Genomic DNA, 25,983 nt, shown 5'->3' with positions numbered 1-25,983 from the left:
AACATGATCCTGTGGGAAAGACTAATGGCCTTGATGCGCCGAGCGGGTAGGAGCGGCGCCCCGCCGCGAACCGACATGACGCGGAATCGAAGCGCTTCGCTCCGGGGCGGGGCGTCTACGGAAAGCGGCTTGGGGCCTTATCTGATCAGCGTTACGCAAAAGGCCCAGTTACGGCCGGCGCGCCAGCCAGCGGCCGGCTTCGTTGCACACCAGGCCATCCAGCTCCAGCTCGGTCAGCGCCGCCAGCACCTGCGCCAGGGGCCAGCCGCTGGCCTGCACCAGCGCCTCGGTGCTGTGCGGTGCGGCATGCAGCAAGGCCAGCAGCGGGTGTTCAATGCTGGCGCTTGGCTGCGACGATTGCGGCGCGCCGGCCGGCGTCTGCCAACCACGCAGAGCCTCGAGAATGTGCTCGATGCTTTCCACCAGCGTGGCGCCATCGCGAATCAGCTGGTGGCAGCCACGCGCGCCCGGGTGATGAATCGATCCGGGAATGGCGTAGACCTCCCGCCCCTGTTCGGCAGCCAGCCGCGCGGTGATCAGCGAGCCGCTCGACGGACTGGCCTCGACCACCAGCACACCGAGTGACAGCCCGCTGATGATGCGGTTGCGCCGGGGGAAATTACTCGCCTGCGGCGGACAATCCAGCGGCAGTTCGGAAACCAGCGCGCCACCCTGCTCGGCGATCTGCCGCGCCAGCCGTTCATGCCGGCGGGGGTAAAGGCATTGCAGGCCGGTCCCCAGCACCGCGACCGTCTTGCCACCACCCTCCAACGCCCCTTGGTGGGCGGCGCCGTCTATGCCCAAGGCCAGGCCACTGGTAATCACGAAACCACCCGCGGCCAGGCTGCGAGCAAAGGCCCGGGCGTTGTCCAGCCCGGGCCCCGAAGCACGCCGGCTACCCACCATGGCCAGTTGTGGCAGTTCCAGTACGCCCGGATCACCCGCGACGAACAGCAGCGGCGGGGCATCGCTCAGCTCGGCAAGCAGCGCCGGATAGCGCGGGTCATCCCACATAATCAGGTGCTGGCCTGGCGCTTCCAGCCAGCGCAACGTATCCGTGGCACGCTGACGAATCTCGGCACTGCGTCGCGGCTCGGCGCAGACGGCAGGCAGCCCCAGCGAACGCCAGGCGCTGGCCGGGGCGCTGAGCGCGGCAGAGGCACTGTCGAAAGCACTGAGCAGCTTGCGGAAACGGCGCGGCCCGAGCTCCGGCAAAAGGTGCAGACGCAAACGGGCTTCGAGCTCGGCGGGAGAAAGCGAGGGCGTAGCAGACATGGCAATTCGTCCCTGAGTCGGTGAAGTCGCCATCCTGGCGACAGAAAGCACGAGCCCCGCATCAGCGGGGCTCGTCAGGTGTTACGGGTTGCGGACCTTGTCCATCACCTCAAGTTGGCGGCTGGCCTGCAGCACCAGGCCATAGCTGAGCTTGTCGTAGGTGCGAAAGACCATCAGCAGACCGGAACGCTCGTCCGGGATCTTGATCCGTTCGCCAGTGACGCGGTCGCGTACGGTTTCACCGGTCTTGTACACCGCCAGCACGTTGCCGATTTCCAGGCCGTCGCGGGCGCCCTTGTTCAGGGTGACCACGTCGAGCTGGCCGATCTGGCTGACGCCACGCGGCACGTCGAGAATCAGGCCGTTGATTTCATCGGTCGGCTCGCTGGGCATGAAGGTGGAGTTGATCGCACGCTCCTCGGTGGGGAACAGGCGGTCACCCAGACGCGCTTCCTGAGTCGAGCGGCTCAGCACAAAGGTGCCGATATCGCCTTCTTCGGCGACGATCTCGCCAGTACCGATATCGTCAGCGTTGATACCGAGGAACTCCTTGGTATCAGGGTCGGTGTAGGTCTTGCCCTGACGGAAAACACCGTAGACCGGGTTTTGCTCATCGAACTGGCCACGGGCATAGACACGGTCACCAGCACCGCTGACTACGCGCTCGGCATTGCCGGCGACGATGTAGGGTTTGCTGTTGAACTCTTCCGGCGTGTCGACGATACGGTTGCTCAGCAGGAAGCTGTTGATCGCCTCCAGCGGGATGGTCGGGATCGCCTCGGCCATCGGCGTGCTGCGCACCTGCGGAGACAGCTTGATGGTGCCGCGCGACGCGCCACGGTTGAGCATCAGCCGCGGCTGGCCATCCACGTAGACGAGATTGAGGGTGTCACCGGGGTAGATCAGGTGCGGGTTTTCTACCTGCGGATTGGCGTGCCAGATTTCCGGCCATTTCCACGGCTGGCTAAGGAACTTGCCGGAAATGTCCCAGAGCGTGTCACCCCTGACTACGGTGTAACGGTCCGGATGACCGTCCTTGAGTTGCACTGCGGCCTGAGCCATGCAGGTCAGAACCATTCCGCCAGCTGCCATGAGCAAGGCGAGTAGTGATTTCCTCATACGGTGAATCCCTTTATTATGTGCCTTCACGTGAAGCGCCCTAGCGCCGCGTGCCAAACCCGCTGAATACGCGGCGTGAAGCCGTTTTTCAATGCTGTTCATCATCTTAGCAGCGGATTTTGACTTTATTCCACAAGTGCATCACAAACGCATATGGCGATCCTGAATATCCTCGAATTTCCTGATCCACGCCTGCGTACCATCGCCAAACCGGTGGACGTCGTGGACGACTCCATTCGTCAACTGGTCGATGACATGTTCGAGACCATGTATGACGCTCCGGGTATCGGCCTGGCCGCGACCCAGGTCAATGTACATAAACGTGTGGTGGTGATGGATTTGTCCGAGGACAAATCCGAACCGCGGGTGTTCATCAATCCCGAGTTCGAATCGCTCACCGACGAAATGGACCAGTACCAGGAAGGCTGCCTGTCGGTGCCCGGCTTCTACGAGAACGTCGACCGCCCTCAGAAGGTCAAGATCAAGGCACTGGACCGTGACGGCCAGCCCTACGAGCTGATCGCCGAAGGCCTGCTGGCCGTGTGCATCCAGCACGAGTGCGATCACCTCAACGGCAAGCTGTTCGTCGACTACCTGTCCAACCTCAAGCGCGACCGGATCAAGAAAAAGCTGGAAAAACAGCATCGCCAACGCGCTTGATTCACTTATTCCAAAGGCTTGCGTAGCAGGTCGCATGGAAACGTCACGAGCGAAGGTTAGGCAAGGCGAAAATAGGCGAGGACGCGGAGTTTACGAGTTGTAAATGAGCAGTCCGAGCCTGTTTTCAACGCGGCATAACCGAGCGCAGTAGTTTCCATGTGAACTGCCAGGCAAGCCTTTTTCTTTGGTGACCGCCCATGCCTGACTCCCTGCGTATCGTCTTTGCCGGCACCCCGGAATTCGCCGCCGAACACCTCAAGGCCCTGCTGGCCAGCCAGCACCAGATCATCGCCGTCTATACCCAGCCGGATCGCCCGGCCGGTCGCGGCCAGAAGCTGATGCCGAGCCCGGTCAAACAACTGGCCGTGGCGCACGATATCCCCGTGTACCAGCCAGTCAGCCTGCGCAACGAAGACGCCCAGGCCGAACTGGCGGCACTGCAGCCGGACCTGATGCTGGTGGTGGCCTACGGCCTGATACTGCCGCAAGTGGTGCTCGACACCCCGCGCCTGGGCTGCATCAACAGTCACGCCTCCTTGCTGCCGCGCTGGCGCGGTGCGGCACCGATCCAGCGCGCGGTGCAGGCCGGTGATGCCGAAAGCGGCGTGACCGTGATGCAGATGGAAGCCGGCCTGGACACCGGGCCGATGCTGCTCAAGGTAAGCACGCCGATCTCGGCCGACGACACCGGCGGCAGCCTGCACGACCGTCTCGCCCAGCTCGGCCCGCAAGCCGTGCTTGAGGCCATCGACGGCCTCGCCGCCGGCACGCTGCAAGGCGAGGTGCAGGATGACGCCCTGGCCAACTACGCACACAAGCTGAACAAGGACGAGGCACGCCTCGATTTCAGCCGCCCGGCGGTGGAGCTGGAGCGTCTGGTGCGCGCCTTCCACCCCTGGCCGATCTGCCACAGCACGCTGACCGGCGATGCGCTGAAAGTCCACGCCGCCGTGCTGGGCGAGGGCAGCGGTGCCCCCGGCACCATCCTCGCCGCCGACAAGAGCGGGCTGACCGTAGCCTGCGGCGAAGGCGCGCTGCGCCTGACCCGCCTGCAATTGCCCGGCGGCAAGCCGCTGGCCTTCAGCGACCTGTACAACAGCCGCCGCGAGCAGTTCGCCCCCGGCCTGGTGCTCGGCCAATGAATCCGCGCCTGGCCGCCGCCCGCGCCCTGACCGCCGTATTGTCCGGCAAGGCCTCGCTAGGCAGCAGCCTGCCGCCGCAGTTGGACAAGGTCGAACACCACGACCGCGCGCTGGCCCAGGACCTGGCGTTTGGCGCCGCGCGCTGGCAGCCGCGCTTGCAACTGCTGGCCGAGAAGCTGCTGGAAAAACCCTTCAAGGCCGCCGACAAGGACGTCGAAGCGTTGCTGCTGGTCGGCCTCTATCAGTTGCTGCACAGCCGCATCCCGGAACACGCGGCCATCAGCGAAACGGTCGGCTGCGCCGGCGCGTTGAAGAAGCCCTGGGCCAAGGGCCTGCTCAACGCCGTGCTGCGCCGCGCGCAGCGCGAACACGAGGCGCTGGCCGCCGAGCTGGCGCGCGACCCGGTGCTGCACACCGCACATCCGCGCTGGCTGCAGAAGTCGCTGAAGGCGCACTGGCCCGAGCACTGGCAGACCATCTGCGCCGCCAACAACGCTCATCCGCCGCTGATTCTGCGGGTCAACCGCCGCCACGGCAGCCGTGACGACTACCTTGCCGAACTGCGCGGCTCGGGTATCGAGGCCGAGCCCTGCCACTTCAGCCGTGACGGCGTGCGCCTGCTGCAACCCTGCGACGTAACCACCTTGCCTGGCTTCAGGGAAGGCCGCGTCAGCGTGCAGGATGAAGCCGCGCAACTGGCCGCCGACCTGCTCGAACTGGCCCCCGGCCAGCGCGTACTGGATGCCTGCGCCGCGCCTGGCGGCAAGACCTGCCACCTGCTGGAAGCCGAGCCAGGGCTGGCCGAAGTGGTCGCCGTGGACCTGGAAGCCAAACGCCTGACGCGGGTGCGGGAAAACCTCGAACGTCTGCAGCTGAACGCCACCCTGATCGCCGCCGACGGCCGCGACACCGCCGCCTGGTGGGATGGCCAACTGTTTCAGCGCATTCTCCTCGATGCACCGTGCTCGGCCACCGGAGTGATCCGCCGTCACCCGGACATCAAGCTGACGCGCAAGGCCGAGGACATCCCGGCGCTGGCCCAGCTGCAGGGCGAGCTGCTCGATGCGCTGTGGCCGACCCTGGCGCCCGGTGGCATCCTCATCTACGCCACCTGCTCGGTCATGCCGACGGAGAACAGCGAGACCATCGCCGCCTTCCTCGCGCGCACGGCCGATGCGCAGGAACTCAGCATCGGCGGTGAATTCGGTGTGCAAACAGAGCATGGTCGCCAGTTGCTGCCGCAGTTGGACGGCCATGACGGCTTCTACTATGCCAAGCTGATAAAGACTGTCGTGGCGACCCACGGCTAACGGAGCGATCAGTGAAAATCATCATTCTCGGCGCAGGTCAGGTTGGCGGCACGCTGGCCGAGCACCTGGCCAGCGAAGCCAACGACATCACCGTGGTGGACACCGACAGCGATCGCCTGCGCGATCTCGGTGACCGCCTGGATATCCGCACGGTGCAGGGCAAGGGGTCGTTCCCCACGGTGCTGCGTCAGGCCGGCGCCGACGATGCCGACATGCTGGTGGCGGTGACCAACAGCGACGAAGTCAACATGATCGCCTGCCAGGTCGCCTACACCCTGTTCCACACGCCGACCAAGATCGCCCGGGTGCGCGAGGCGGCCTACCTGACCCGCGAGGCGCTGTTCGACAACGAGGCGATTCCGGTCGACGTGCTGATCAGCCCCGAGCAAGTGGTGACCAACTACATCAAGCGCCTGATCGAATACCCCGGCGCCCTGCAGGTGATCGACTTCGCCGAAGGCAAGGCCCAGCTGGTGGCGGTCAAGGCCTACTACGGCGGCCCGCTGGTGGGCCAACAACTGCGCCAGCTGCGTCAGCACATGCCCACGGTGGACACCCGTGTGGCGGCGATCTTCCGCCGCAACCGGCCGATCATGCCCAAGGGCGACACCGTCATCGAGGCCGATGACGAGGTGTTCTTCATCGCCGCCAAGGCCCACATTCGCGCAGTGATGAGCGAAATGCGCCGCCTGGAAGACAGCTACAAGCGCGTGGTCATCGCCGGTGGCGGCAATATCGGCGAGCGCCTGGCCGAGGCCATCGAAAGCCGCTACCAGGTGAAGATCATCGAGATGAACCCGGCGCGCTGCCGCTACCTGTCGGAGAACCTCGACAGCACCATCGTGCTGCAGGGCAGTGCCTCGGATCGCGACCTGCTGGTGGAAGAGAACATCAACGACGCCGACATCTTCCTCGCCCTGACCAACGACGATGAGGCCAACATCATGTCATCGCTGCTGGCCAAGCGCCTCGGCGCACGCAAGGTGATGACCATCATCAACAACCCGGCCTACGTCGACCTGGTGCAGGGTGGCGAGATCGACATCGCCATCAGCCCGCAGTTGGCCACCATCGGCACCCTGCTGACCCACGTGCGCCGCGGCGACATCGAAAGCGTGCACAGCCTGCGCCGTGGCGCGGCGGAAGCGCTGGAAGTCATCGCCCACGGCGACGCCAAGTCGAGCAAGGTGATCGGTCGTGCGATCCAGGAAATCGCCCTGCCGCCGAGCACCACCATCGGCGCCATAATCCGTGACGAGGAAGTACTGATCGCCCACGACAACACAGTGATCGAGTCCGGCGACCACGTGATCCTGTTCCTGGTCGACAAGAAGTACATCCGCGACGTCGAGCGCCTGTTCCAGGCCGGGCTGACGTTCTTCTGAGTCCCTCGCCACATCCGGCTACGAGACCGTAGCCTGGATGCCATCCGGGATGCCCACGTGACGACGCAGGAGCCGAGATGAGTACCGAAGCACTGGAAAAGATGTTGGCCAAGGGCACGGACAATGCCCTGCTGCGCTTCGGCCTGGGCAAAGCCCACCTGGACAGCGGTAACACCGCGCAGGCCGCCGAGCACCTGCAACGCTGCGTCGAGTTCGACCCAGGCTACTCGGCGGCGTGGAAGCTGCTGGGTAAGGCGCTGCAGGCCGAAGACGACCTCGACGGTGCGCGCCAGGCCTGGCAGCAGGGCATCGCTGCGGCACAGGCCAAGGGCGACAAACAGGCCGAGAAGGAAATGAGCGTGTTTCTGCGCAAACTGGACAAACACTCGTAGGCCACGCCGTGCACACCAAGCACCGAGTCGCCCTGGACAAGCCGGGCAGCAATCGCGGCTAAAGCCCCTCCCACAAGCTCGGTGCCGATCCGTAGGAGGCGCTTCAGAACCGTAGGGTGCGCCGTGCGCACCGAAACAAACCATTGCCTCCTGTTCTCAGGGACTCAAGCTGTCTCGGCTGATGCCCCTCCCACACTTTCCTCTGCAACTCTGCGAATGGATGGCCGAAGCACCGAGCCAGCCGCGGTGCGCACAGCGCACCCTACGCCGTTCAGCCCGCCTCAGAGCACTTTGCTGGCCACCGCATCCACCGCCGCCTTGGCGATACCCACCACCTCGTCCGCCTCGGCCTTGTTCAGCACCAGCGGCGGGGCGAAACCGAGGATGTCGCCGTGCGGCATGGCGCGGGCGATCATGCCGCGCTCCAGGCACGCTGCGGAAACACGCGGGCCGACCTTGAGCGAGGCGTCGAAGGGTGTACGCGCGTCACGGTCGGCCATGAACTCCAGCGCCGCGAGCATGCCGACCCCACGGACTTCGCCCACCAGCGGGTGGCCTTCGAAGGTCTGGCGCAGCTGCTGGTTGAGGTAGGCGCCGACATCGGCAGCGTTGGCGGCGATGTTTTCCTTCTCGAGGATATCCAGGTTGGCCAACGCCGCGGCGGCGCAGATCGGGTGGCCGGAGTAGGTCCAGCCATGGCCCATGGCACCGTCGCGACTGGACGCCTCGTCGATCACGTTCCACACCTTCTCGCCGACGATCACCGCCGACAACGGTGCATAGGCGCTGGTCAGGCCCTTGGCAGTGGTGATCAGATCCGGCTGCATGCCGAACATCTGACTGCCCATCGGCGTGCCCAGGCGGCCGAAGGCGCAGACCACTTCGTCGGCGATCAGCAGAATGTCGTACTTCGCCAGCACGGCCTGAATCGCCTGCCAGTAGCCCTTGGGCGGCACGATGATGCCGCCGGTGCCCATCACCGGCTCGCCGATGAAGGCCGCCACTGTCTCCGGCCCCTCGGCCAGGATCAGGCGCTCCAGGTCCTCGGCGCAGTGCCGCACGAAGGCCGCCTCGTCCATGCCGGCCGGCGCCTTGTAGAAGTGCGGGCAGGCGGCGTGCTTGATATCGGCATGGGGCAGGTCGAAATGCTGATGGAAGCTGGCCAGGCCGGTGAGGCTGCCGGTCATGATGCCCGAGCCGTGATAGCCGCGCTGGCGCGAGATGATCTTCTTCTTCGCCGGGCGCCCGAGCACGTTGTTGTAGTAACGCACCAGCTTGATCTGGGTCTCGTTGGCGTCCGAGCCGGACATACCGTAGTAGACCTTCTTCATGCCCTGCGGCGCCCAGTCGATGATGCGCGCCGACAGCTCGATGATCGCCTCGGTCGAGTGGCCGACATAGGTGTGGTAGTAGGCCAGCTCCTTGGCTTGCTTGTAGATGGCCTCGGCCACCTCGGTGCGGCCATAGCCGATGTTCACGCAGTACAGGCCGGCGAAGGCATCGAGCAGCTCGCGGCCCTCGTGGTCCTGAATGCGAATGCCCGAAGCGCCCTTGATGATGCGGCCCTTGAGCGCGCCGCTGGCATGGTCATGGGCGTGGGTGGACGGGTGCATGAAGTGGGCACGGTCCTGCTCGAACAGCTTCTGGTAGTCGGTCATGACGATCTCCATCTAATTCGCTGGGGTGGCGATAAAGGTAATTCACAGGTTTGTGGGAGGGGCTTGCAGCGCCTGGCTGAAGCTCCTCCCAGCTGCTCTCCGGGTGCATCAGGGGTAGCGCTGGCCCTGGTGATGAATGCAGAAGTACTTGGTTTCGACGAAGGGCTCGAAGCCTTCCGTAGCGCCTTCGCGGCCGAGGCCGGAGGCTTTCATGCCACCGAAGGGGATCGGGTGGCCGGTGAACTTGGTGCCATTGACCGCGACCATGGCATGCTCGAGGCGGCGAATCAGCGGATGAACGACATCCAGGCGGTTGGAGCAAATGTAGGCGGCCAGACCGTACTCGGTGTCGTTGGCCATGGCCACGGCGTCGTCCAGGCTGTCGAACGCGCGCACCCCGGCGATGGGCGCGAAGTTCTCCTCGCGGTAGATGCGCATGCCGTCGGTGACATCGGCCAGCAACGTGGGCTGCCAGAACCAGCCGCCCAGCGCATGCGGCTCGCCACCGACCAGCAGCCGCGCACCCTGCTCGATGGCATCGGCGACCCGGGCAGCCGTGCCGTCCAGCGCCGCCTGGTGCATCAGCGGGCCGATCTGGTTGCGCTCGTCATGCCCCGGCCCCACGCGCAAGCCGCGCACGGCCTTGGCGAAGCACTGCAGGAATTCCTCGTAGACCGGACGCTGCACCAGAATGCGGTTGGCCGCGCAGCAGTCCTGCCCGGAGGTCTGGAACTTGGCGTCCAGCGCCACCTGCACGGCATGATCGAGATCGGCGTCGGCGCAGACGATCAGCGGCGCGTTGCCACCCAACTCCAGGGCCACCTTCTTCACGTCCTCGGCGGCAGCCTGCAGCACCAGCTTGCCGACGCGGGTCGAGCCGGTGAAGCTCACCGAACGCACCCGCGCATCCTTGACCAGGGTTTCCATGGCCATCTGCGGCTCGCCCAGCACCACGTTGAACACACCCGCAGGGAAGCCCGCCTCCTCGGCCAACTGGGCCAAAGCGAACGCGGAGTAGGGCGTCTCGTGCGCCGGTTTGACCACCACGGTGCAGCCGGCGGCCAGGGCCGCGGCGGCCTTGCGGGTGATCATCGCGCTGGGGAAGTTCCAGGGCGTGAGCAGGGCGCAGACGCCCACCGGCTCCTTCAGCGTACCGAGCTGGGCGCCGGGGATATGACTGGGGATGGTCTGGCCGTAGAGCCGGCGCGCCTCCTCGGCGAACCAGGGGATGAAGCTGGCGGCGTAGCGGATCTCGCCACGCGCCTCGGCCAGCGGCTTGCCCTGCTCCAGGCTGAGGATGCGCGCCAGGTCCTCCTGGTGCTGCAGGATCAGCTCGGCCCAACGCCGCAGCAACGCCGCGCGGCTGTCCAGGCTCTGTTCGCGCCAGGCGGCGAAAGCACGCTGGGCGGCGTCCACGGCGGCGCTGATCTGCCCGCGACTGAGCATCGGCACATGGCCAATCAGGCTCTGGTCGGCCGGGTTCTGCACCGCGACGCTGGCACCGTCGTCACTGTGTACCCAATGACCGTCGACATAGCAGAGCGACTTGAACAGCAGGGGATGGTCGAGGGGCATGACGATGTCTCCGGGCCGAGGGGCATGGGAGACATGCTAGGGAAAGGCGGCTTGCTGTTTTTTCCAAGCCGCCACCGCGTTACCGCAGTTTTTTCTGAAGGACCGGGACGAACAGAAGATTTCTGAGGCCCCATCGCGCCTCGGCAGCGGCACTCAGACAATCGCGGCTAAAGCCCTTCCCACACACTCGCCACCGGCCACCGTGGGAGGCGCTTTAGCGGCGAGCGTGCTTCACGCCGTGGCAGTACGCTGCGGCAGGGCGCGCACGATGGCACTGAGCAGCATGCCGTACAGCGGCACGAAGAGGATCAGGCTGATGGCCAGTTTGATCACGTAGTCCACCGTGGCGATTTCCACCCAGTTGGCGGCCATGAACGGGTCGTCGCTGCGCCAGAAAGCCACCGAGAAGAACAGGAAGGTATCGAGCAGGTTGCCGAAGATGGTCGAGGCGGTCGGTGCGATCCACCACTGGCGCATGCGTCGCAGGCGGTCGAACACCTGGATGTCTAGCAACTGGCCGAAGGCGTAGGCGAGGAAGCTGGCCAGCGCGATGCGGAAGACGAACAGGTTGAACTCGCCCAGCGCCGCCAGACCACCAAAGGCGCCCTCGTGAAACAGCACCGAAACCACGTAGGAAGCGACCAGCGCCGGCAGCATCACGCGGGCGATGACCACGCGCGCGGCGTGCTTGCCGATCAGACGCACAGTGAGGTCGGTGGCCAGGAAGATGAACGGGAAGCTGAACGCGCCCCAGGTGGTATGCCAGCCGAACAGGGTGATCGGCAGCTGCACCAGGTAGTTGCTGGCGATGATGATGAGGATGTGGAAGGCGATCAGGCCGGCCAGCACGGGCCGACTGACCGACGCAGGAATCAGGGTCATGTCGATGTCCTTTTTCGTGAAGTGGGGTGAGGGAACCCACTGCCGCAGCCGACATGGCCACGAGCGGCGCGCATTCTAGCGCGTTGTTGACCCGCGGGATAGTTTTTGCCCGACGGGTCCCACGCCGTTGGTCCGCTCGATCGCTCAGGCTTCCGGCACGACCCGCTTGGCCAACTGGAAATGACGCTGCCAGTAGGCGTTGTTGAGGCGGTCGATGCGCACGTTGCTGCCACGCCGCGGCGCGTGGATGAAACGGCCGTCACCGAGATAGATGGCCACGTGGTCCACCGAGCGGCTGCGGATGCGGAAGAACAGCAGATCGCCCGGCTGCAGGTCGCTGCGCTTCACCGAGGGTGCATCCAGGCGCGACAGGGCGCGCGAGGTGCGCGGCAGGTCGAGGTCGCTCTGGGTCTTGAAGGCGTACTGCACCAGGCCGCTGCAGTCGAAGCCATGACGCAGACTGGTGCCGCCCCAGCGGTAGGGGGTGCCCAGCGCGCCAAGGGCACGGTCGATCACTTCGCTGGTCGGCTTGGGCGCGGTCGCTTGCGAACCTGCCGGAATAGTCTGAATACGAAAGGTGGCGGAGGCTTGGGTACAAATTCCCAGTAAAAGAGCGCCCCCAAGGCAAAAAGACAGAAAAAATTTATTCAAACCCAGTAGTCCTGGTTACTGGCCATCGTACGGAAACCTTCCCGAATCAAGGCCTTGCATCGAAAACGGCCTTCCCGACCGTCCCGGAGACGGACCATCAGGAAGCCCACTTGGTTCACTGCACACGGTATTAGTCGACCAACGGTTTTCTGCTGATACCGTCGTTTTCTCGACGAATCACACCCAATTGCGACCAATCGGTTGAGCCAGGCACTGCCTGGCCGTTATGGTCCAGAAAGACCCATAACCGGAAGGATTCACGCATGCACCTGAGAAATGCCCTGCTCAGTGCCTCACTGCTGGCTATCAGCTTCGGTGTTCAGGCGCAGAACGACAGTGCCAGCTGTACTTCGGTAACCCTCGCCGATCCCGGCTGGAGCGATATCGCCGTGACCAATGGCATCGCCAGCCTGCTGCTCGACGGCCTGGGCTACAAACCGCAAACCCGCACCCTGGCCGTGCCGATCATCTTCGCCGGGCTGCAGAAAGGGCAGGTGGATGTGTTTCTCGGCAACTGGATGCCGGCCGGTCAGCACGACTACGAGCGCTACGTCGAGAGCGGTCAGGTCGACAAGGTGGTGGAAAACCTCGGCGGCACCGAATACACCCTGGCTGTGCCGACTTATGCCCATGAAGCCGGTGTGAAAAATTTCAATGACCTGAACAAATTCGCCGACAAGTTCGGCAAGAAGATCTACGGCATCGGCTCCGGCTCGCCGGCCAACGATTACATTCGTCAGATGATCGACGGCAACGAGTTCGACCTCGGCGACTGGAAGCTGGTGGAATCGAGCGAACAGGCAATGCTGGTGCAGGTCGGCCGCGCGGTGAAACGCGACCAGTTCGTGGTATTCCTCGGCTGGACGCCGCACCCGATGAACGTGCAATACGACATGCAATACCTGAAGGGCGGAGAGAAGTTCTTCGGCAGTACCGGCTCGGTCAACACCCTGGCGCGCAAGGGCTTTGTTGCCGAATGCCCGAACGTCGGCAAGCTGCTGAGCAACCTGACCTTCACCCAGGAGATGGAGAACAGCATCATGGATGAGGTGCTCAACCGCCAGGTGGCCAACGCCACGGCGATCAAGACCTGGATCGAGGCCAACCCTCAGGTGCTGGAACGCTGGCTGGACGGTGTGACCACCCGCGATGGTGGTGACGGCCTGGCGGCGGTCAAGGCCAAACTCTAGTCATCCAGCTCGGCGGGTGCACCCGAGGCGTCTGCCTTGATGGTCTTGGTGACGATATAGGTGAAGTAGCGCTCGATGCCGAGGTCTTCCAGCAGCAACTGGTCGATGAAGCGCTGGTAATGGTCGATGTCGCGGGCGCGGATCATGGCGATGTAGTCGACGCCGCCGCCGGTGGCGTAGCAGAAACCCACCTCCGGCGCCTCGCTCAGGCGCTGCTCGAAACGGCGCATGTCCTGCGCGGTATGCCGGGCCAGGGTGATTTCCACCAGCACCTGCTGGCTTTTGAACAACGCAGCCCAGTCGATCTGCGCGCGGTAACCCTGGATCAGCCCGGCGCCTTCGAGCTTGCGCACACGCTCCCAGGCTGGCGTCACCGAGAGGTTGATCGCCTCGGCCAGGGCCGACTTGGTGATCCGCCCGTCCTCGGAGAGGATGCGCAGGATCTTCAGGTCATAGCGGTCGAGCTTGTGCATCGGTGCCTCGGTCGATTGAGCGTTCATGGGGCGTATGACTCCCGGTCGCGGCTAAAGCCCCTCCCACGATCGGTAAGTCTGTGGGAGGGGCTTTAGCCGCGACAGGTTAGCCCACCACCTCGGCAATCACGGCGAGGGTATCACCTCCCTTCACCAGCCCCGGAAAATGCCGGGCAGCGAGCAGGCCGCTGCGTTTAGCGCGGTATTCCCGGGCTGGCTCGCCAGTGCGGCGGGTGCTGTGTACCCGCGCGATCACCTCGCCCTTCTCCACCCTGTCGCCGAGATCGCGGCACATCTCCAGCAGGCCGTCGTCCTCGCTGGCGACGAAGCAGTCGCCGTCGGGCATATCGAGCATCACCGACTCACCGGCTTCGATCTCGCCCTGCAGCAGGCCGAAATGGATCAGCAGGTTGCGCACACCGCGCTCAGCGATAGCCAGGCTTTTCGCCGTGCTGCTACCGCCGCCGCCCAATTCGGTGGTGACGAACACCTTGCCCAGTTCCTCGGCGGCAGTGTCGTACATGCCCACCGCATCCAGCTCCAGCATGCGCATGCAGTAGGGCGCAGCGAAGGCGCGCATGCCGGCGGCGCAGGCGGCGCCCTGGGCCTGGTCCGGCAGCACGTGGCAGGCGGCGAAGGGCAGAAAATCCAGGGTCTTGCCACCGGAATGGATGTCCAGCACCACATCGGCCATGGGCAACAGCGTGCGCTGGAAGTAGTCGGCGATTTTCTGCGTCACCGTGCCGTCCGGCTTGCCGGGGAAGCTGCGGTTGAGGTTGCCCTTGTCGATCGGTGAAGTGCGGCTGCCGGCCTGCACCGCCGGGGTGTTCATGAACGGCACAATGATCACCCGGCCACTGACGTCCTCGGCGCGCAGGCGCTGGGCCAGCTTGCTCAGCGCCAGCGGGCCTTCGTACTCGTCGCCATGGTTGCCGCCAGTGAGCAACGCGGTGGGGCCGCTGCCGTTCTTCACCACGGTGATAGGGATCATCACCGCGCCCCAGGCCGAGTCGTCGCGGGAATAGGGCAGTTTGAGAAAACCGTGTTGCACGCCGTCACGCTCGAAGTCGAGCGTGGGGCTGATGGGGTTGTCGCGCAGTTGGGTCATGGTCGGGCCTTCAAGATGGGGCTCATTGTGGGAGGGGCTTTAGCCGCGACTGGAAAACTTCGCAGCTAAAGCGGATCGCCGCCCGGCCACTCCTACAGGTGGAGCGGCAGCCACAGGATCAATCCTTCACGAACAGCTGGCGCGGTACGTCACAGAGGGTTTCCACGCCGCTGTCGGTGATCAGGATCGATTCAGTGATCTCCAGGCCCCAGTCGTCCAGCCACAGGCCGGGCATGAAGTGAAAGGTCATACCCGGCTGCAGCACGCTCTCGTCGCTCGGGCGCAGGCTCATGGTGCGCTCGCCCCAGTCCGGCGGGTAACTGATACCGATGGGATAGCCGCAGCGGCTGTCCTTGTGGATACCGAATTTCTCCAGCACCTTGAAGAAGGCGCGGGCGATGTCGCCGGTGGTGTTGCCCGGCTTGGCCGCCTCCAGACCGGCGGCAATACCTTCGACCACGGCCTTCTCGCCATCGAGAAAATGCTGCGGCGGTTTGCCCAGGTAGATGGTGCGCGACAGCGGGCAGTGGTAGCGCTTGTAGCAGCCGGCAATCTCGAAGAAGGTGCCGGCGCCGCTGATCATCGGTGAGTCGTCCCAGGTCAGGTGCGGCGCGCTGGCGTCGGCGCCAGTGGGCAGCAGCGGCACGATGGCCGGGTAGTCGCCGCCATGGCCGTCGGCGCCAAGGATGCCGGTGCGGTAGATCTCGGCCACCAGCTCGTTCTTGCGTAGACCGGGCTCGATCTTGTCGAAGATCGCCGCGTGCATCTTCTCGACGATCTTCGCCGCGATGCGCATGTAGCCGATCTCGGTCGGCGACTTGATCGCCCGCTGCCAGTTGACCAGCGCGGTGCAGTCGACGAAGCGTGCGCTGGCCAGGTTGCGCTGTAGCGAGGCGTAGGCGGCGGCGCTGAAGTAGTAGTTGTCCAGCTCGACGCCGATGGTCAGCTTGTCCCAGCCACGTGCGGCGATGACCTCCTTGGACAGGTAGTCCATCGGGTGGCGCTCGGTGGACTGCACGTAGTGATCGGGGTAGCCGACGATGTTGCTCTGCTGCATGAACACCGTGCGCTTGGCACCGTTGGCATCCTGGCCACGGCCATACCAGACCGGCTCGCCATCGAGCGCCAGCAGCACGCACTGGTGCACGTAGAACGACCAGCCGTCATAACCGGTGAGCCAGGCCATGTTGGACGGATCGCTGACGATCAGCAGTTCGATGCCCTTGGCCTGCATGGCGCTGCGGGTCTTGGCCAGACGCTGGGCATATTCCTCCCGGGCGAAGGGGAGATTGACGACGATTTCGGACATGGATGAATCCCCGTGGTTTTTTGGCTGCGGGAGGGACCGGGCAGCATTCCGTTTCAGCCGCGACGAAGCCCTCCCACAAGGTCATGAATCGAAGTTGAGGCCTTTGCCGGCCTGCCGGGCACGTTGATAGGCGAGGCTGGCGATGGCGGTGTCCTGCGCACCGGTGCCGGTCAGGTCGCACAGGGTGATCTGCTCGTTGGCGGTGCGGCCGGGCCGTTGGCCGGCGATGACCTGGCCCAGTTCGGCGAAGTCGGCGTTAGCCTCAACCAGCCCTGCGGCGATGGCGTGGTTGAGCTCACCAAGCACGCGGGTCTGGCTCAGGCGGTCGGCGACATAGGCGTCGACCTGCGCCAGCACGGCCGGGGCGATCTCGTTCTTGTGCTCGGCGTCCGAGCCCATGGCGGTGATGTGCAGGCCGGGGCGCAGGTGCTGCGGCTGGATCAGCGGCTCACGGCTGGGTGTGGTGCTGATGGCGATATCGGCGCCGTCCAGCGCGGCGTCGATACTGTCCACGGCGCAGGCATCATCGAGTTCGGCGACCATCGCCTCGGCCTTGGCCGGGTCGCGGGCCCAGATACGCACCTCGCTTACCTCGCGCACCAGACGCAGTGCCTGCAACTGCAGGCGTGCCTGCTCGCCGGCACCGAGAATGGCGACCACCTTGGCGTCCTCGCGGGCCAGCCATTTGGCGGCGATGGCGCCGGCAGCAGCGGTGCGCACGGCGGTGAGGTAGCCGTTGTCCAGCAGCAGCGCGTCGGCCAGGCCGGTGTGCGCCGAGAACAGCATCATCAGGCCATTGAGGCTGGGCAGGCCGAGCTTGGGGTTGTCGAAGAAGCCAGGGCTGACCTTGATGGCGAAGTGCGCAACGCCAGGCAGGTAGGCGGTCTTCACATCCACCTCGCCGTTGTGCTCGGGCACGTCCAGACGCAGGATCGGCGGCATGGCCACGGCAGCGGTGGCGAGCAGGCGGAAGGCGTTTTCCACCACCGCCAGGCTGTCGCTGTCGAGGCCGACACAGTCGCGCAGGTCGGCCTGGTTGAGAATCAGGGTCTTGGCCATGGCAACTCCTCAGGCATTAGCGCCATTGAGCACGCGCAGGTGCTGGTCGATATCGATGTTGCGCCCGCTGATCACCACCACCACCGGGCCACGCGGCTCGATCAGACCGTCGAGCAGGGCAGCGATGCCCACTGCGGCCGCACCTTCGATCACCAGCCGTTCCTCGCGGTAGGCGTGGCGTATGCCACGGGCGATGGACGCCTCGTCGAGCAGATGCACCAAGTCGCACAGGTCGCGGGTGATGGCGTAGGTGTAGCGGTTGTCCAGGCCAATGCCGCCGCCGAGCGAATCGGCCAGGGTTGGCAACTCCTCCACCTCGACCGGTTCGCCGGCCTGCAGGCTGGCATGCATCGCCGCGCCCAACTTCATGCTGATGCCGTGGGCACGAATCGCCGGGCTGGAAGCCTTGAGCGCCAGCGCTACACCAGCGAACAGACCGCCGCCGGACAGCGGCACCAGCACCTCGCAGACGTCCGGGCATTGCTCGAGAATCTCCAGGCCCAGGCTGCCCTGGCCGGCGATTACATGCGGGTGGTCGAAGGGCGGGATGAACGCCGCGCCCTGCTCATGGGAAATACGCAGCGCTTCGAGCTGGGCATCGTCCTGGCTGCGGCCGCTGATCACCACCTCGGCGCCCAGCTCGCGAATGGCGCGCACCTTGTTCTGCGGCACCAGCTCGGAGAGGCAGACGATGGCCTTCACGCCCTGCTGCGAAGCAGCGAAGGCCAGCGCGCGGCCATGGTTGCCGGTGGAGGCGGTGACCACGCCCAGGCGTTTCTGCTCATCGTCCAATTGCGCCACCGCATTGCTCGCACCGCGCAGCTTGAAGCTGCCGGTGGCCTGCTGTGACTCCAGCTTCAACCATACCGGCACCCCGGCCAGGCGGCTCAGGCTGGGTGAGTGCTCCAGTGGTGTCTGCCGCACCAGGCCGGCGATACGCTGGCGGGCCTTGAGTAGATCATCGGCGGTGATGGAAGACATGGCGCACGTTCCGTGAAGGTGTGCGGCCGAGTGTATGAGCGGGAAATTGAGTGGCTGAATGTACTAGGACGATTTTTTATGGGTCCGCTCAACTCGGTGGACAATCGGTGCGCGCGGCGCACCCTACAGAGGCGTCGACCGTAGGGTGCGCCGCGCGCACCAGCTTGTAGCCCTCTCCCCAACCCTCTCCCGCAAGCGAGAGGGGCTGATCAGCATGACGGGCGAAATTGTAGGAGCGGCTGGGCGGCATTCCGCTTCAGCCGCGAAACCTCTTACCGCGCTAGAAATCATGCACCTTCGGGTACTGGCCGAACACGTCACGGACGATCTGCACGCCCTGGCGCATCTTCGCCTCGCTGCATTCGGCGCCGACGCACAGACGCACCGCGCGTGGCCTGGGCATGCCGGGCGGGACGAAGGGGTCGGGCAGGGTCAGCGCGACGTTGCGTCGGCGCAGTTCGCGCAGCAGGCCGTCGGTCTCCCAACCCTCGGGCACGCGCAACCAGCTATTGAGCGAGTAGGGGTGGTTGCCGATCAGGTGCTCGCCCAGCTCCTGCTCGACCAGCGCCTGCCGGTTGGCCAGCAGTTGGCGCTGCAGCTGCACCAGGTCTTCAGCTTCACCGGAGTCGATCCAGCGCGTCGCCACTTCGCCGAGCAGCGACGGCGCCATCCAGCTGTTGACCCGCAGGATGCTCTCGGTGCGCAGGGCCAGGCGCTTGGGCATCGCCAGGTAGCCGATGCGCAAGCCGGTGAGCACCGACTTGGTCAGGCTGGTGCAGTAGAACGACAGCTCCGGCGCGTAATGGCTCAGCGGCCGGGTGGCCTGCTGGCCGGCCAGCAGCGGGCCGTAGACGTCGTCCTCGATGATGTACACGCCATAGCGGCGGGCGATCTCGGCGATCTCGCGGCGGCGCTCATCGGGCATCAGCGCGCTGGTCGGGTTGTTCAGGTTGGGCGTACAGACCAGCGCGGTGATGCGCTCGTTGCCGCACATGTCCTCGAAGTGCTCGGGATTCAACCCGTGGCGGTCCATCTCCAGCCCCTTGAGGGTAAAGCCGAGCACCTGCGAGCTGCCGATGGCGCCGTGGTCGGTCAGGCCTTCGCAGAGCACCACATCGTCCGGGCCGGCCAGCGTCGCCAAAGCCAGGAAAATGGCGTGGGCTGCGCCGCTGGTCAGCAACACGTCCTCGGTCCCCACGTCCATACCCAGCCGCGCCAGCCAGCGCACCGCCGCCTCGCGCTGGTGCTGCATGCCGGCAATCGGGCGGAAGGCGTGAATCCACGGCTGATCCGACTCCTGCGCCAGCTCCAGGCAGGTCTGCCGCCACAGGCGGTTGTGGGCATCGGTGTGCAGGATGCGCGCGTTTGAAAAGTCCATCAGCGCCTGTTCGCTGCGATCGAGCATGCTGGTGGCCACGCGCTCGCTGGTGCGCCGCGAAACGAAGCTGCCGCGGCCCACTTCGCAGCGCACCCGGCCCTGGCGCTCCAGCTCCTTGTAGGCGTTGGTCACGGTCTGCACGCTGATACCCAGGGCATCGGACACCTGGCGCTGCGGGGGCAACCGTTGACCGTCGATCAGGTTACCCTGTTCGATGTCGGCGGCGACCGCCTGGACCAGGAGCTTGTATTTCGACTCGCCCGGACGCGCGTTGGCCAGGGCCTTCTTCCAGTTGTGCATCGATGGCCTCCTCTGGCGGCTGCGGGCAAGCATCCCGCGTGGGGCATTGCGATTCAATTGTCCTAGTGCAATGCCGCAGCGAAAAAAGCCTTTGTATGCTCGGGCCAAGGGTGGAAAACAGTGCCTCGGCAACTCAGAAGAACACCACCCGGCGCTCCACGCGCCACCAACGCTCTTGATTTACCTGCCTCCTAACACAGCACGCCGCCGCTGGCGGACTACAAGAAACAGGAGAACACCAAGATGAGTAGCGTTATCCCCTCCCGCTTCGGTCACCTCGCACTGACCTGCGCCTTGCTCGGCGGTCTCGCGGCCGGCGCCCAGGCCTCGACCCTGGACAAGGTCAAGGACAGCAGCAGCGTGCGCATCGGCTACGCCAACGAAACGCCCTTCGCCTACACCGCGCTGGACGGCAGCGTCACCGGCGAGTCGCCGGAGATCGTCAGGAAGATCTTCGAGCAGATGGGTGTCAAGACCATCAACCCGGTGCTCACCGAATGGGGCTCTCTGATCCCCGGCCTGCGCGCCAGCCGTTTCGATCTGATTGCCGCCGGCATGTACATCACCCCCGAACGCTGCAAGCAGGTGCTGTTCACCGATCCGCACTACCAGTTGCCCGATACCCTGCTGACCAAGGCCGGCAACCCGAAGAACCTGCACAGCTACCAAGACATCGCCAAGAGCGGCGCCAAGGTGGCGATCATGGCCGGCACGGTGAACCTGGGTTACGCACGTGAATCGGGCGTGACCGACGAGCAGATTCTCCAGGTGCCGGACACCACCGCACAGCTGCAGGCCGTGCGCGCCGGGCGCGCCGATGCAGCGGTCGGTACCCAGCTGACCATGAAGGGCCTGGCCGAGAAGGGTGGCGACGGCGTCGAGGCCATCGCCGAGTTCAAGGACGACCCGGCCCACACCGGCTATGGCGCCCTTGCCTTCCGTCCGGAAGACAAGGACCTGCGCGATGCGGTGAACGCCGAGCTGAAGAAATGGCTCGGCAGCGAGGATCACCTGGCCACGGTCAAGCCCTTCGGCTTCGACCAGTCCAACATCACCGACAAGACCGCCGCCGAGCTCTGCGGTCAGTAACGCGGTGTCTGCCGCGCACGCCGGTGCGCGGCATGGATCCTTCGACCGGTAGACATTCATGACCGATCTTCTCCCCCTGCTGTTGCAAGGCGCCTGGGTCACCGTGCAAGTCACCTTCTGGGGCTCGCTGCTGGCCATCGTCAGCGCCGTGATCGCCGCCCTCGGCCGGCTGTCGCCAATCGGCCCGCTGCGCTGGCTGGCGATCACCTACATCGAGATCTTCCGTGGCACCTCACTGCTGGTGCAGCTGTTCTGGCTGTACTTCGTGCTGCCGATGCCACCATTCAATATCGAGATGAGCGCCTTCGCCGTGGCCGTGGTCGGCCTCGGTCTGCACATCGGCGCCTACGGTGCGGAAGTCATGCGCGGCGCCATCCGCTCGGTCGCCAAGGGCCAATACGAAGCCTGCATCGCGCTGAACATGACGCCGTTCCGGCGCTTCACCCGCATCATCCTGCCGCAGGCCTTGCTGGCGGCGATTCCGCCGGGCACCAACCTGCTCATCGAGCTGCTGAAGAACACCTCGCTGGTGTCGCTGATCACCCTGTCGGACCTGGCCTTCCGCGCCCGCCAGCTGGACCAGGCGACCTTCATGACCCTGGAGATCTTCGCTCTGGCGCTGCTGCTGTATTTCCTCATGGCACAGGTGATCAACCTCGGCATGCGCCTGCTGGAAAAACGCCTGAGTCGCGGCCGGATGCGCGGAGGCCTGCAATGAATTTCTTCGACTGGGATTTCGCCCTGAGCATCCTCCCGGACCTGCTCAAGGCTTCGCTCAATACTCTGCTGATCACCTTCGCCGGCTTTGCCATCGCCATCGTCGTTGGCCTGCTGCTGGCCATCGCCCGGCGCAGCAGACACTTGTGGCTGTCCTGGCCGGTGGCTGGGCTGATCGAATTCATCCGCAGCACGCCGCTGCTGATCCAGGTGTACTTCCTGTTCTACGTGTTCCCCAATTACGGGCTGAACCTTACCGCGTTGCAGGCGGGCATCCTCGGCATCGCCCTGCATTACGCCTGCTACACCGCCGAGGTGTATCGCGCCGGCCTCGACGCCGTGCCGCGCGGTCAGTGGGAAGCGGTGACGGCGCTGAACATGTCGCCGCTGTCGGCCTACCGGCAGATCATCCTGCCGCAGGCGCTGCGGCCCATTCTGCCTGCGCTGGGCAACTACCTGGTGGCCATGCTCAAGGACACCCCGGTGCTGTCCGCGATCACCGTGGTGGAAATCATGCAGCAAGCCAAGAACATCGGCTCGGAGAGTTTCCGCTACCTCGAGCCCATCACCATGGTTGGCCTGTTCTTCCTCGCCCTCAGCCTGGTCCTGGCCTGGTGCGTGCGACGCATGGAAGACCGCCTGGAGGTCACCGTCCGATGACTGCTTTTCTCAACTCTACCGACGCCGCAGGGAGTTCCTCCATGCCCCAGCCTATCGTCCGCTTCAGCGACGTGACCAAGCGTTACGGCAACCTCACCGTGCTCAACAAGCTCAACCTGGACGTCGCCCCCGGCGAGAAGGTGGCGATCATCGGCCCCAGCGGCTCGGGCAAGTCGACCCTGTTGCGCGCCCTGATGACCCTGGAGAGCATCGACGAGGGTCTGATCGCCGTCGACGACGAGCCGCTGACCCACATGAGCACCCGTGACGGCCGCCTGGTGCCGGCCAGCGCCAGCTACCAGCGCAAGGTGCGCGGCAAGATCGGCATGGTGTTCCAGAGCTTCAACCTGTTCCCGCACATGTGCGCGCTGCAGAACGTGATCGAGGCGCCGATGCAGGTACTCGGCATGGGCAAGAAGGAAGCCACCGAACGCGCCGAGGAGCTGCTGGCGATGGTCGGCCTGGGCGAGAAGCTGCGCCACTTTCCTTCGCAGCTGTCCGGCGGCCAGCAACAGCGCGTGGCCATTGCCCGTGCGCTGGCTATGCGGCCCAAGGTGATGCTGTTCGACGAGGTCACCTCGGCGCTCGACCCGGAGCTGTGCGGCGAAGTGCTGGGGGTGATCCGCCGCCTCGGCAGCGAGCACAACCTGACCATGCTGATGGTCACCCACCAGATGGGCTTCGCCCGCGAATTCGCCGACCGCGTGTGCTTCTTCCACCAGGGCAACATCCACGAGCAGGGCGCGCCGGAAGAGCTGTTCGGCAACCCGCAGCAGGAGCGCACGCGGGCCTTTCTCAGCGCGGTGAACGAGGCTCATTGAGTGCCCCGCTTTGCGTAGGAGCGGCGCCCCCGCCGCGAGCAGCGGTCATCCGAAATGCCAAGCCCGCCTGCAACAGCTTCGCCCCGGGACGGGGCTCCTACATCAACCCGCAAACCAGCAATGCTCCCTTTGTAGGAGTAGCTTCAGCCGCGACAGTTCGGCGGCGCTGTTGCCAGTAGCGTTGCGAATGTCCGGGTTGGCTGATGCCGTTCAGGTTTCGCCGAGAAAGCGCAGGCCGGCACCTTCGGCATCCACCCGCACCACTTCCATCTTCAGTATCGGCGCGGGGAACGGCAGATCCTGCACCTGCCCGGTGACCTCGGTGCCGATGGCCAGGCCAGCCATGTCCGGGTGCTTCACGTACACCCCACTGTCGGACAGGTCACGGGTCTGTGCCAGCAGCTCACCGAAACTCGGGTGGCTGATCTTGATCCGGCACTTCATCGGGGTACGCACCTGTTGACGCTGGTTGGACATGACGGCTCCGAGGATTGGGCGAGCGGTGTCGCCTTTAATAGCGCATTCCCGCGCCGAGGCCCAGCGGGCGGCAGAAAAAAGGCGCCATCGAGGCGCCTTCAGCGTAAATCCTGGCTGTCAGCAGTACGTCAGTACCACTTGGCCTCACCTTCCGGGCGCTTCTTGAAGCGCTTCATGCTCCACATGTACTGGCTCGGATAGGCACGCACATAACGCGACACCACCTCGCTCATGGCCGCCACACCTTCTTCCACGCTCTCGCTGTACATGCCTTCGGGCGCCGCCTCGAGGATCACCTTGTAACCGCTGCCGTCGGGCAGACGCACGGCATGCAGAAACACACCGACAGCCTTGCCGCCAGTCAGCATGCCAGGCACGAACTTGCTGGTCAGCGCAGTGGTGCCGAGGAAGGGCACGAACACCCCGGAGGAGCGACTCGGCTCCGGGTCGGCCGGAATACCCACCGCGCCGCCTTTGCGCACTTCCTTGATGACGCTGAGGATGCCTTCCTTGGTCGAAGGCGCCACGCGGTTGCCCATCTGCACGCGCTGCTTCTGCAGCAGCTCGTCGACCGCCTTGAGCTTGGGCGGGCGGTAGAAAATGATCGGTTTGCACTGGTTGCAGTAGAAGTGATTGAGCACCTCCCAGTTACCCAGGTGGCTGGTGATACCGACCACGCCCTTGCCCGAGACCAGCGCCTGCTGCAGCACCTCCAGACCTTCCACCTCGTGGATCAGCTTGAGCGATTTCTGCGCCGGCCAGATCCAGGCGCAGGCGCTCTCGGTCAGGGTCTTGCCGATGTCCTTGAGGCTTTGCCCGACCAGACGCTCGCGCTCGGCCTCGCTCAGTTCGGGAAAACACTTGGCCAGGTTGATGCGCACCACATCGCGCGAGCCGTTCGGCAGCTTCCACATCAACCAGCCGATGGCGTTGCCCACTGCCTGCACGGCACGCCAAGGCAGCAGTGCGAACAGACGCAGGAAGCCGACCACCAGGGCGCCCTTGAGTTTTTCCACGACAGACTCCAACCGCTCAAAAAAGGGTCAATTGTAACAGGCGCTTGGAAAACGTAAGCGAGACAGGCAAGACAAGGCAAAAACGAACGAAAAAGCGCAGTTTACGAGGTGTAAATGAGCATTTTGAGGGCGTTTTTAACGCAGTATTGCCAACGCAGGTAGTTTTCCTAGAGCCTGTAACGGGGGCACAGCGCAGTCAGTACAGGCTGGTGCGCAGCCGTTGCTGCAGGTCACGTTCGTAGGCTTCGACATCGAACTCCTGATAAATGCTGCGGAAGATATCCCCGGCACTTGGCAGGCTGCCCCGCTCGACCTGGCGCGCAGCGTCCCACAGGCCAGAGCGCACCGCGGCCTTGGAGCACTGGAAGTAGCAGCTGTCGATATGAATGCGCAGCGCGCTGCGCGGCAGCTTGTCCTGCGCGCGGCCCAGTTCGAGCAACGCGGGGTCGAGGCAGATCTCGGCACGGCCATTGACCCGCAGGCTCTCGCCGACGCCCGGAATCAGGAACAGCAGCGCCACCTGCGGGTTCTGCACGATGTTGCGCAAGCTGTCGATGCGGTTGTTGCCGGGGCGGTCCGGCAGCAGCAGGGTGTGGTCATCGAGGATGTGCACGAAGCCTGGCGCATCGCCGCGCGGCGAGCAGTCCAGGCCATCCGGTCCGGCACTGGCCAGGACCACGAAGGGCGACGCCTGGATCAGCGCACGATAGGGTTCGATCAGCTGCGGCAGCTCCTTGCGCCGCGAGCGCTCATGGCTTTCGCCGTACAGTGCCTGCAATTCATCCAGCGTGGTGATGGTGGTCATGAGCCCTTCAGTTGCGCGTAACGGTCGCAGTCGGTGGTGTGGTCCATCACCATACCCGTGGCCTGCATGAAGGCATAGCAGATGGTCGGGCCGACGAAGGTGAAACCGGCTTTCTTCAGCGCCTTGCTCATCGCCTCGGCCTCAGGGGTTACGGCCAGCATCTGGCTGCGATCACTGAAGTGATTGATCTTCGGCGTGCCACCGACGAACGACCAGAGCAGCGCCACCGGGTCCTCCAGCCGTAGCCAGGCCTGAGCGTTCTGCCGCACGGCCTTGAGCTTGAGGCGATTGCGGATGATGCCGGGGTCCTGCATCAGCGCCTCGATTTCCTCGTCGGAGAGCCGCGCCAGGCGCTCGGCATCGAAGTTGTGCAGCACCTGGCGATAGCGCTCGCGCTTCTTCAGCACGGTGATCCACGACAGCCCGGCCTGCGCGCCTTCGAGCAACAACATCTCGAACAGGTGCCGCGCATCGCGCTGCGGCACGCCCCATTCCTCGTCGTGATAGGCCTGGTACAGCGGATCGTCGGTACACCAGAAGCAGCGGGGCAT

26 protein-coding genes are annotated in these 25,983 nt (G+C 64.9%); 10 read left to right on the top strand and 16 right to left on the bottom strand.

Annotation, left to right across the window (positions count from 1 at the left end):
- Nucleotides 1-168: 168 nt before the first annotated feature.
- Nucleotides 169-1,275 carry a DNA-processing protein DprA gene (dprA, locus tag ACJRW5_RS15815; RefSeq protein ID WP_484571456.1) on the bottom strand — a complete coding sequence of 369 codons (1,107 nt, stop codon included), beginning with the start codon at nt 1,273-1,275 and terminating at the stop codon, nt 169-171.
- 81 nt (nt 1,276-1,356) lie between these two features.
- Complete coding sequence (locus tag ACJRW5_RS15810; RefSeq protein ID WP_484571455.1) at nt 1,357-2,394, bottom strand: LysM peptidoglycan-binding domain-containing protein; 1,038 nt, start codon at nt 2,392-2,394, stop codon at nt 1,357-1,359.
- A gap of 153 nt (nt 2,395-2,547) precedes the next feature.
- On the opposite strand from ACJRW5_RS15810, the gene def reads away from it, so the two are divergent.
- The 5 genes from def to ACJRW5_RS15785 all read left to right on the top strand — a co-directional run bounded on the left by def (nt 2,548) and on the right by ACJRW5_RS15785 (nt 7,283).
- Entirely contained in the window at nt 2,548-3,054 is a 507-nt protein-coding gene (def, locus tag ACJRW5_RS15805; RefSeq protein WP_013713230.1) for a peptide deformylase, read from the top strand.
- Between the two features lie 197 nt (nt 3,055-3,251).
- Complete coding sequence (gene fmt, locus ACJRW5_RS15800; RefSeq protein WP_484571454.1) at nt 3,252-4,196, top strand: methionyl-tRNA formyltransferase; 945 nt, start codon at nt 3,252-3,254, stop codon at nt 4,194-4,196.
- Entirely contained in the window at nt 4,193-5,506 is a 1,314-nt protein-coding gene (rsmB, locus tag ACJRW5_RS15795) for a 16S rRNA (cytosine(967)-C(5))-methyltransferase RsmB (protein WP_484571453.1), read from the top strand. Before fmt ends, rsmB begins: the two co-directional genes overlap by 4 nt.
- An 11-nt stretch (nt 5,507-5,517) precedes the next feature.
- Nucleotides 5,518-6,891 (top strand): Trk system potassium transporter TrkA, encoded by a 1,374-nt coding sequence (gene trkA, locus ACJRW5_RS15790; protein WP_484571452.1) that lies wholly within the window; start codon nt 5,518-5,520, stop codon nt 6,889-6,891.
- A 77-nt stretch (nt 6,892-6,968) separates the two neighbouring features.
- Entirely contained in the window at nt 6,969-7,283 is a 315-nt protein-coding gene (locus tag ACJRW5_RS15785) for a tetratricopeptide repeat protein (RefSeq protein WP_484571451.1), read from the top strand.
- A gap of 281 nt (nt 7,284-7,564) precedes the next feature.
- On the opposite strand, the gene ACJRW5_RS15780 is transcribed toward ACJRW5_RS15785, so the two are convergent.
- From ACJRW5_RS15780 to ACJRW5_RS15765, 4 genes are all read right to left on the bottom strand, one after another.
- The gene (locus ACJRW5_RS15780) at nt 7,565-8,941 is read right to left on the bottom strand and encodes an aminotransferase (protein ID WP_484571450.1); all 1,377 of its coding nucleotides are present in this window, start codon (nt 8,939-8,941) and stop codon (nt 7,565-7,567) included.
- A 108-nt stretch (nt 8,942-9,049) separates the two neighbouring features.
- Complete coding sequence (locus ACJRW5_RS15775) at nt 9,050-10,516, bottom strand: NAD-dependent succinate-semialdehyde dehydrogenase (RefSeq protein WP_484571449.1); 1,467 nt, start codon at nt 10,514-10,516, stop codon at nt 9,050-9,052.
- A gap of 231 nt (nt 10,517-10,747) precedes the next feature.
- The gene (locus tag ACJRW5_RS15770) at nt 10,748-11,398 is read right to left on the bottom strand and encodes a 7-cyano-7-deazaguanine/7-aminomethyl-7-deazaguanine transporter (protein WP_484571448.1); all 651 of its coding nucleotides are present in this window, start codon (nt 11,396-11,398) and stop codon (nt 10,748-10,750) included.
- A 144-nt stretch (nt 11,399-11,542) separates the two neighbouring features.
- Nucleotides 11,543-11,914 (bottom strand): C40 family peptidase, encoded by a 372-nt coding sequence (locus ACJRW5_RS15765; protein ID WP_484571447.1) that lies wholly within the window; start codon nt 11,912-11,914, stop codon nt 11,543-11,545.
- A 398-nt stretch (nt 11,915-12,312) separates the two neighbouring features.
- Here ACJRW5_RS15765 and choX point away from each other — a divergent pair, with 398 nt between their 5' ends.
- Nucleotides 12,313-13,239 carry a choline ABC transporter substrate-binding protein gene (gene choX, locus ACJRW5_RS15760; protein ID WP_484571446.1) on the top strand — a complete coding sequence of 309 codons (927 nt, stop codon included), beginning with the start codon at nt 12,313-12,315 and terminating at the stop codon, nt 13,237-13,239.
- Here choX and ACJRW5_RS15755 read toward each other — a convergent pair.
- The 6 genes from ACJRW5_RS15755 to ehuR all read right to left on the bottom strand — a co-directional run bounded on the left by ACJRW5_RS15755 (nt 13,236) and on the right by ehuR (nt 19,847).
- Complete coding sequence (locus ACJRW5_RS15755; protein ID WP_484571619.1) at nt 13,236-13,712, bottom strand: Lrp/AsnC family transcriptional regulator; 477 nt, start codon at nt 13,710-13,712, stop codon at nt 13,236-13,238. The two genes, choX and ACJRW5_RS15755, sit on opposite strands and share 4 nt — an antisense overlap.
- 106 nt (nt 13,713-13,818) lie before the next feature.
- A complete protein-coding gene (gene doeB, locus ACJRW5_RS15750) occupies nt 13,819-14,820 on the bottom strand; it encodes a N(2)-acetyl-L-2,4-diaminobutanoate deacetylase DoeB (protein WP_484571445.1) in 1,002 nt (333 codons plus the stop codon).
- A 118-nt stretch (nt 14,821-14,938) separates the two neighbouring features.
- On the bottom strand, nt 14,939-16,129 hold the full coding sequence (gene doeA, locus ACJRW5_RS15745; RefSeq protein WP_484571444.1) for an ectoine hydrolase DoeA: 1,191 nt from the start codon (nt 16,127-16,129) through the stop codon (nt 14,939-14,941).
- An 81-nt stretch (nt 16,130-16,210) separates the two neighbouring features.
- Complete coding sequence (gene eutC, locus ACJRW5_RS15740) at nt 16,211-17,188, bottom strand: ectoine utilization protein EutC (protein WP_484571443.1); 978 nt, start codon at nt 17,186-17,188, stop codon at nt 16,211-16,213.
- Between the two features lie 9 nt (nt 17,189-17,197).
- Nucleotides 17,198-18,169: a hydroxyectoine utilization dehydratase EutB gene (eutB, locus tag ACJRW5_RS15735; RefSeq protein ID WP_484571442.1), complete on the bottom strand. Its 972-nt coding sequence runs from the start codon at nt 18,167-18,169 to the stop codon at nt 17,198-17,200.
- 280 nt (nt 18,170-18,449) lie between these two features.
- Nucleotides 18,450-19,847: a MocR-like ectoine utilization transcription factor EhuR gene (gene ehuR / locus ACJRW5_RS15730; protein WP_484571441.1), complete on the bottom strand. Its 1,398-nt coding sequence runs from the start codon at nt 19,845-19,847 to the stop codon at nt 18,450-18,452.
- A gap of 243 nt (nt 19,848-20,090) precedes the next feature.
- On the opposite strand from ehuR, the gene ehuB reads away from it, so the two are divergent.
- Genes ehuB through ehuA form a run of 4 tightly spaced genes read left to right on the top strand, consistent with a single transcriptional unit; the run spans nt 20,091 to nt 23,134 of the window.
- Nucleotides 20,091-20,936: an ectoine/hydroxyectoine ABC transporter substrate-binding protein EhuB gene (ehuB, locus tag ACJRW5_RS15725; protein ID WP_484571440.1), complete on the top strand. Its 846-nt coding sequence runs from the start codon at nt 20,091-20,093 to the stop codon at nt 20,934-20,936.
- 58 nt (nt 20,937-20,994) lie between these two features.
- Nucleotides 20,995-21,654, top strand: a complete 660-nt coding sequence (ehuC, locus tag ACJRW5_RS15720) for an ectoine/hydroxyectoine ABC transporter permease subunit EhuC (RefSeq protein ID WP_484571439.1) — start codon at nt 20,995-20,997, stop codon at nt 21,652-21,654.
- Nucleotides 21,651-22,313, top strand: a complete 663-nt coding sequence (gene ehuD / locus ACJRW5_RS15715) for an ectoine/hydroxyectoine ABC transporter permease subunit EhuD (protein WP_484571438.1) — start codon at nt 21,651-21,653, stop codon at nt 22,311-22,313. The genes ehuC and ehuD overlap by 4 nt, the downstream gene beginning before the upstream one ends.
- Before the next feature lie 41 nt (nt 22,314-22,354).
- Entirely contained in the window at nt 22,355-23,134 is a 780-nt protein-coding gene (gene ehuA, locus ACJRW5_RS15710; RefSeq protein ID WP_484571437.1) for an ectoine/hydroxyectoine ABC transporter ATP-binding protein EhuA, read from the top strand.
- A 210-nt stretch (nt 23,135-23,344) separates the two neighbouring features.
- Here ehuA and ACJRW5_RS15705 read toward each other — a convergent pair whose 3' ends face one another.
- The 4 genes from ACJRW5_RS15705 to ACJRW5_RS15690 form a co-directional block, all read right to left on the bottom strand.
- Complete coding sequence (locus ACJRW5_RS15705) at nt 23,345-23,611, bottom strand: PilZ domain-containing protein (protein ID WP_484571436.1); 267 nt, start codon at nt 23,609-23,611, stop codon at nt 23,345-23,347.
- Nucleotides 23,612-23,739: 128 nt separating this feature from the next.
- Nucleotides 23,740-24,627 carry a lysophospholipid acyltransferase gene (locus tag ACJRW5_RS15700; RefSeq protein WP_484571435.1) on the bottom strand — a complete coding sequence of 296 codons (888 nt, stop codon included), beginning with the start codon at nt 24,625-24,627 and terminating at the stop codon, nt 23,740-23,742.
- Nucleotides 24,628-24,823: 196 nt separating this feature from the next.
- Nucleotides 24,824-25,432, bottom strand: a complete 609-nt coding sequence (locus ACJRW5_RS15695) for a pyridoxamine 5'-phosphate oxidase family protein (protein WP_484571434.1) — start codon at nt 25,430-25,432, stop codon at nt 24,824-24,826.
- On the bottom strand, nt 25,429-25,983 hold the full coding sequence (locus ACJRW5_RS15690) for a DNA-3-methyladenine glycosylase I (protein ID WP_484571433.1): 555 nt from the start codon (nt 25,981-25,983) through the stop codon (nt 25,429-25,431). The genes ACJRW5_RS15695 and ACJRW5_RS15690 overlap by 4 nt, the downstream gene beginning before the upstream one ends.

It is taken from the genome of Pseudomonas pichavaramensis (genome assembly GCF_050473265.1).
GTDB lineage: Bacteria > Pseudomonadota > Gammaproteobacteria > Pseudomonadales > Pseudomonadaceae > Aquipseudomonas.
The sequence above is the reverse complement of the archived record's forward strand: the minus strand, read 5'-3'. Positions and strand labels throughout refer to the sequence as shown.

Excerpts from the sequence above, each read along its gene's own strand:
- ACJRW5_RS15705 (WP_484571436.1), bottom strand. The coding sequence starts at position 23,611 with ATGTCCAACCAGCGTCAACAGGTGCGTACCCCGATGAAGTGCCGGATC.
- ehuB (WP_484571440.1), top strand. The coding sequence starts at position 20,091 with ATGAGTAGCGTTATCCCCTCCCGCTTCGGTCACCTCGCACTGACCTGC.
- ACJRW5_RS15690 (WP_484571433.1), bottom strand. The coding sequence starts at position 25,983 with ATGCCCCGCTGCTTCTGGTGTACCGACGATCCGCTGTACCAGGCCTAT.
- eutC (WP_484571443.1), bottom strand. The coding sequence starts at position 17,188 with ATGGCCAAGACCCTGATTCTCAACCAGGCCGACCTGCGCGACTGTGTC.
- ACJRW5_RS15810 (WP_484571455.1), bottom strand. The coding sequence starts at position 2,394 with ATGAGGAAATCACTACTCGCCTTGCTCATGGCAGCTGGCGGAATGGTT.
- ehuA (WP_484571437.1), top strand. The coding sequence starts at position 22,355 with ATGCCCCAGCCTATCGTCCGCTTCAGCGACGTGACCAAGCGTTACGGC.
- ehuR (WP_484571441.1), bottom strand. The coding sequence starts at position 19,847 with ATGCACAACTGGAAGAAGGCCCTGGCCAACGCGCGTCCGGGCGAGTCG.
- ehuC (WP_484571439.1), top strand. The coding sequence starts at position 20,995 with ATGACCGATCTTCTCCCCCTGCTGTTGCAAGGCGCCTGGGTCACCGTG.
- rsmB (WP_484571453.1), top strand. The coding sequence starts at position 4,193 with ATGAATCCGCGCCTGGCCGCCGCCCGCGCCCTGACCGCCGTATTGTCC.
- ACJRW5_RS15695 (WP_484571434.1), bottom strand. The coding sequence starts at position 25,432 with ATGACCACCATCACCACGCTGGATGAATTGCAGGCACTGTACGGCGAA.
- doeB (WP_484571445.1), bottom strand. The coding sequence starts at position 14,820 with ATGACCCAACTGCGCGACAACCCCATCAGCCCCACGCTCGACTTCGAG.
- def (WP_013713230.1), top strand. The coding sequence starts at position 2,548 with ATGGCGATCCTGAATATCCTCGAATTTCCTGATCCACGCCTGCGTACC.
- eutB (WP_484571442.1), bottom strand. The coding sequence starts at position 18,169 with ATGTCTTCCATCACCGCCGATGATCTACTCAAGGCCCGCCAGCGTATC.
- ACJRW5_RS15785 (WP_484571451.1), top strand. The coding sequence starts at position 6,969 with ATGAGTACCGAAGCACTGGAAAAGATGTTGGCCAAGGGCACGGACAAT.
- ehuD (WP_484571438.1), top strand. The coding sequence starts at position 21,651 with ATGAATTTCTTCGACTGGGATTTCGCCCTGAGCATCCTCCCGGACCTG.
- ACJRW5_RS15780 (WP_484571450.1), bottom strand. The coding sequence starts at position 8,941 with ATGACCGACTACCAGAAGCTGTTCGAGCAGGACCGTGCCCACTTCATG.
- doeA (WP_484571444.1), bottom strand. The coding sequence starts at position 16,129 with ATGTCCGAAATCGTCGTCAATCTCCCCTTCGCCCGGGAGGAATATGCC.
- ACJRW5_RS15770 (WP_484571448.1), bottom strand. The coding sequence starts at position 11,398 with ATGACCCTGATTCCTGCGTCGGTCAGTCGGCCCGTGCTGGCCGGCCTG.
- dprA (WP_484571456.1), bottom strand. The coding sequence starts at position 1,275 with ATGTCTGCTACGCCCTCGCTTTCTCCCGCCGAGCTCGAAGCCCGTTTG.
- ACJRW5_RS15755 (WP_484571619.1), bottom strand. The coding sequence starts at position 13,712 with ATGCACAAGCTCGACCGCTATGACCTGAAGATCCTGCGCATCCTCTCC.
- ACJRW5_RS15775 (WP_484571449.1), bottom strand. The coding sequence starts at position 10,516 with ATGCCCCTCGACCATCCCCTGCTGTTCAAGTCGCTCTGCTATGTCGAC.
- choX (WP_484571446.1), top strand. The coding sequence starts at position 12,313 with ATGCACCTGAGAAATGCCCTGCTCAGTGCCTCACTGCTGGCTATCAGC.
- fmt (WP_484571454.1), top strand. The coding sequence starts at position 3,252 with ATGCCTGACTCCCTGCGTATCGTCTTTGCCGGCACCCCGGAATTCGCC.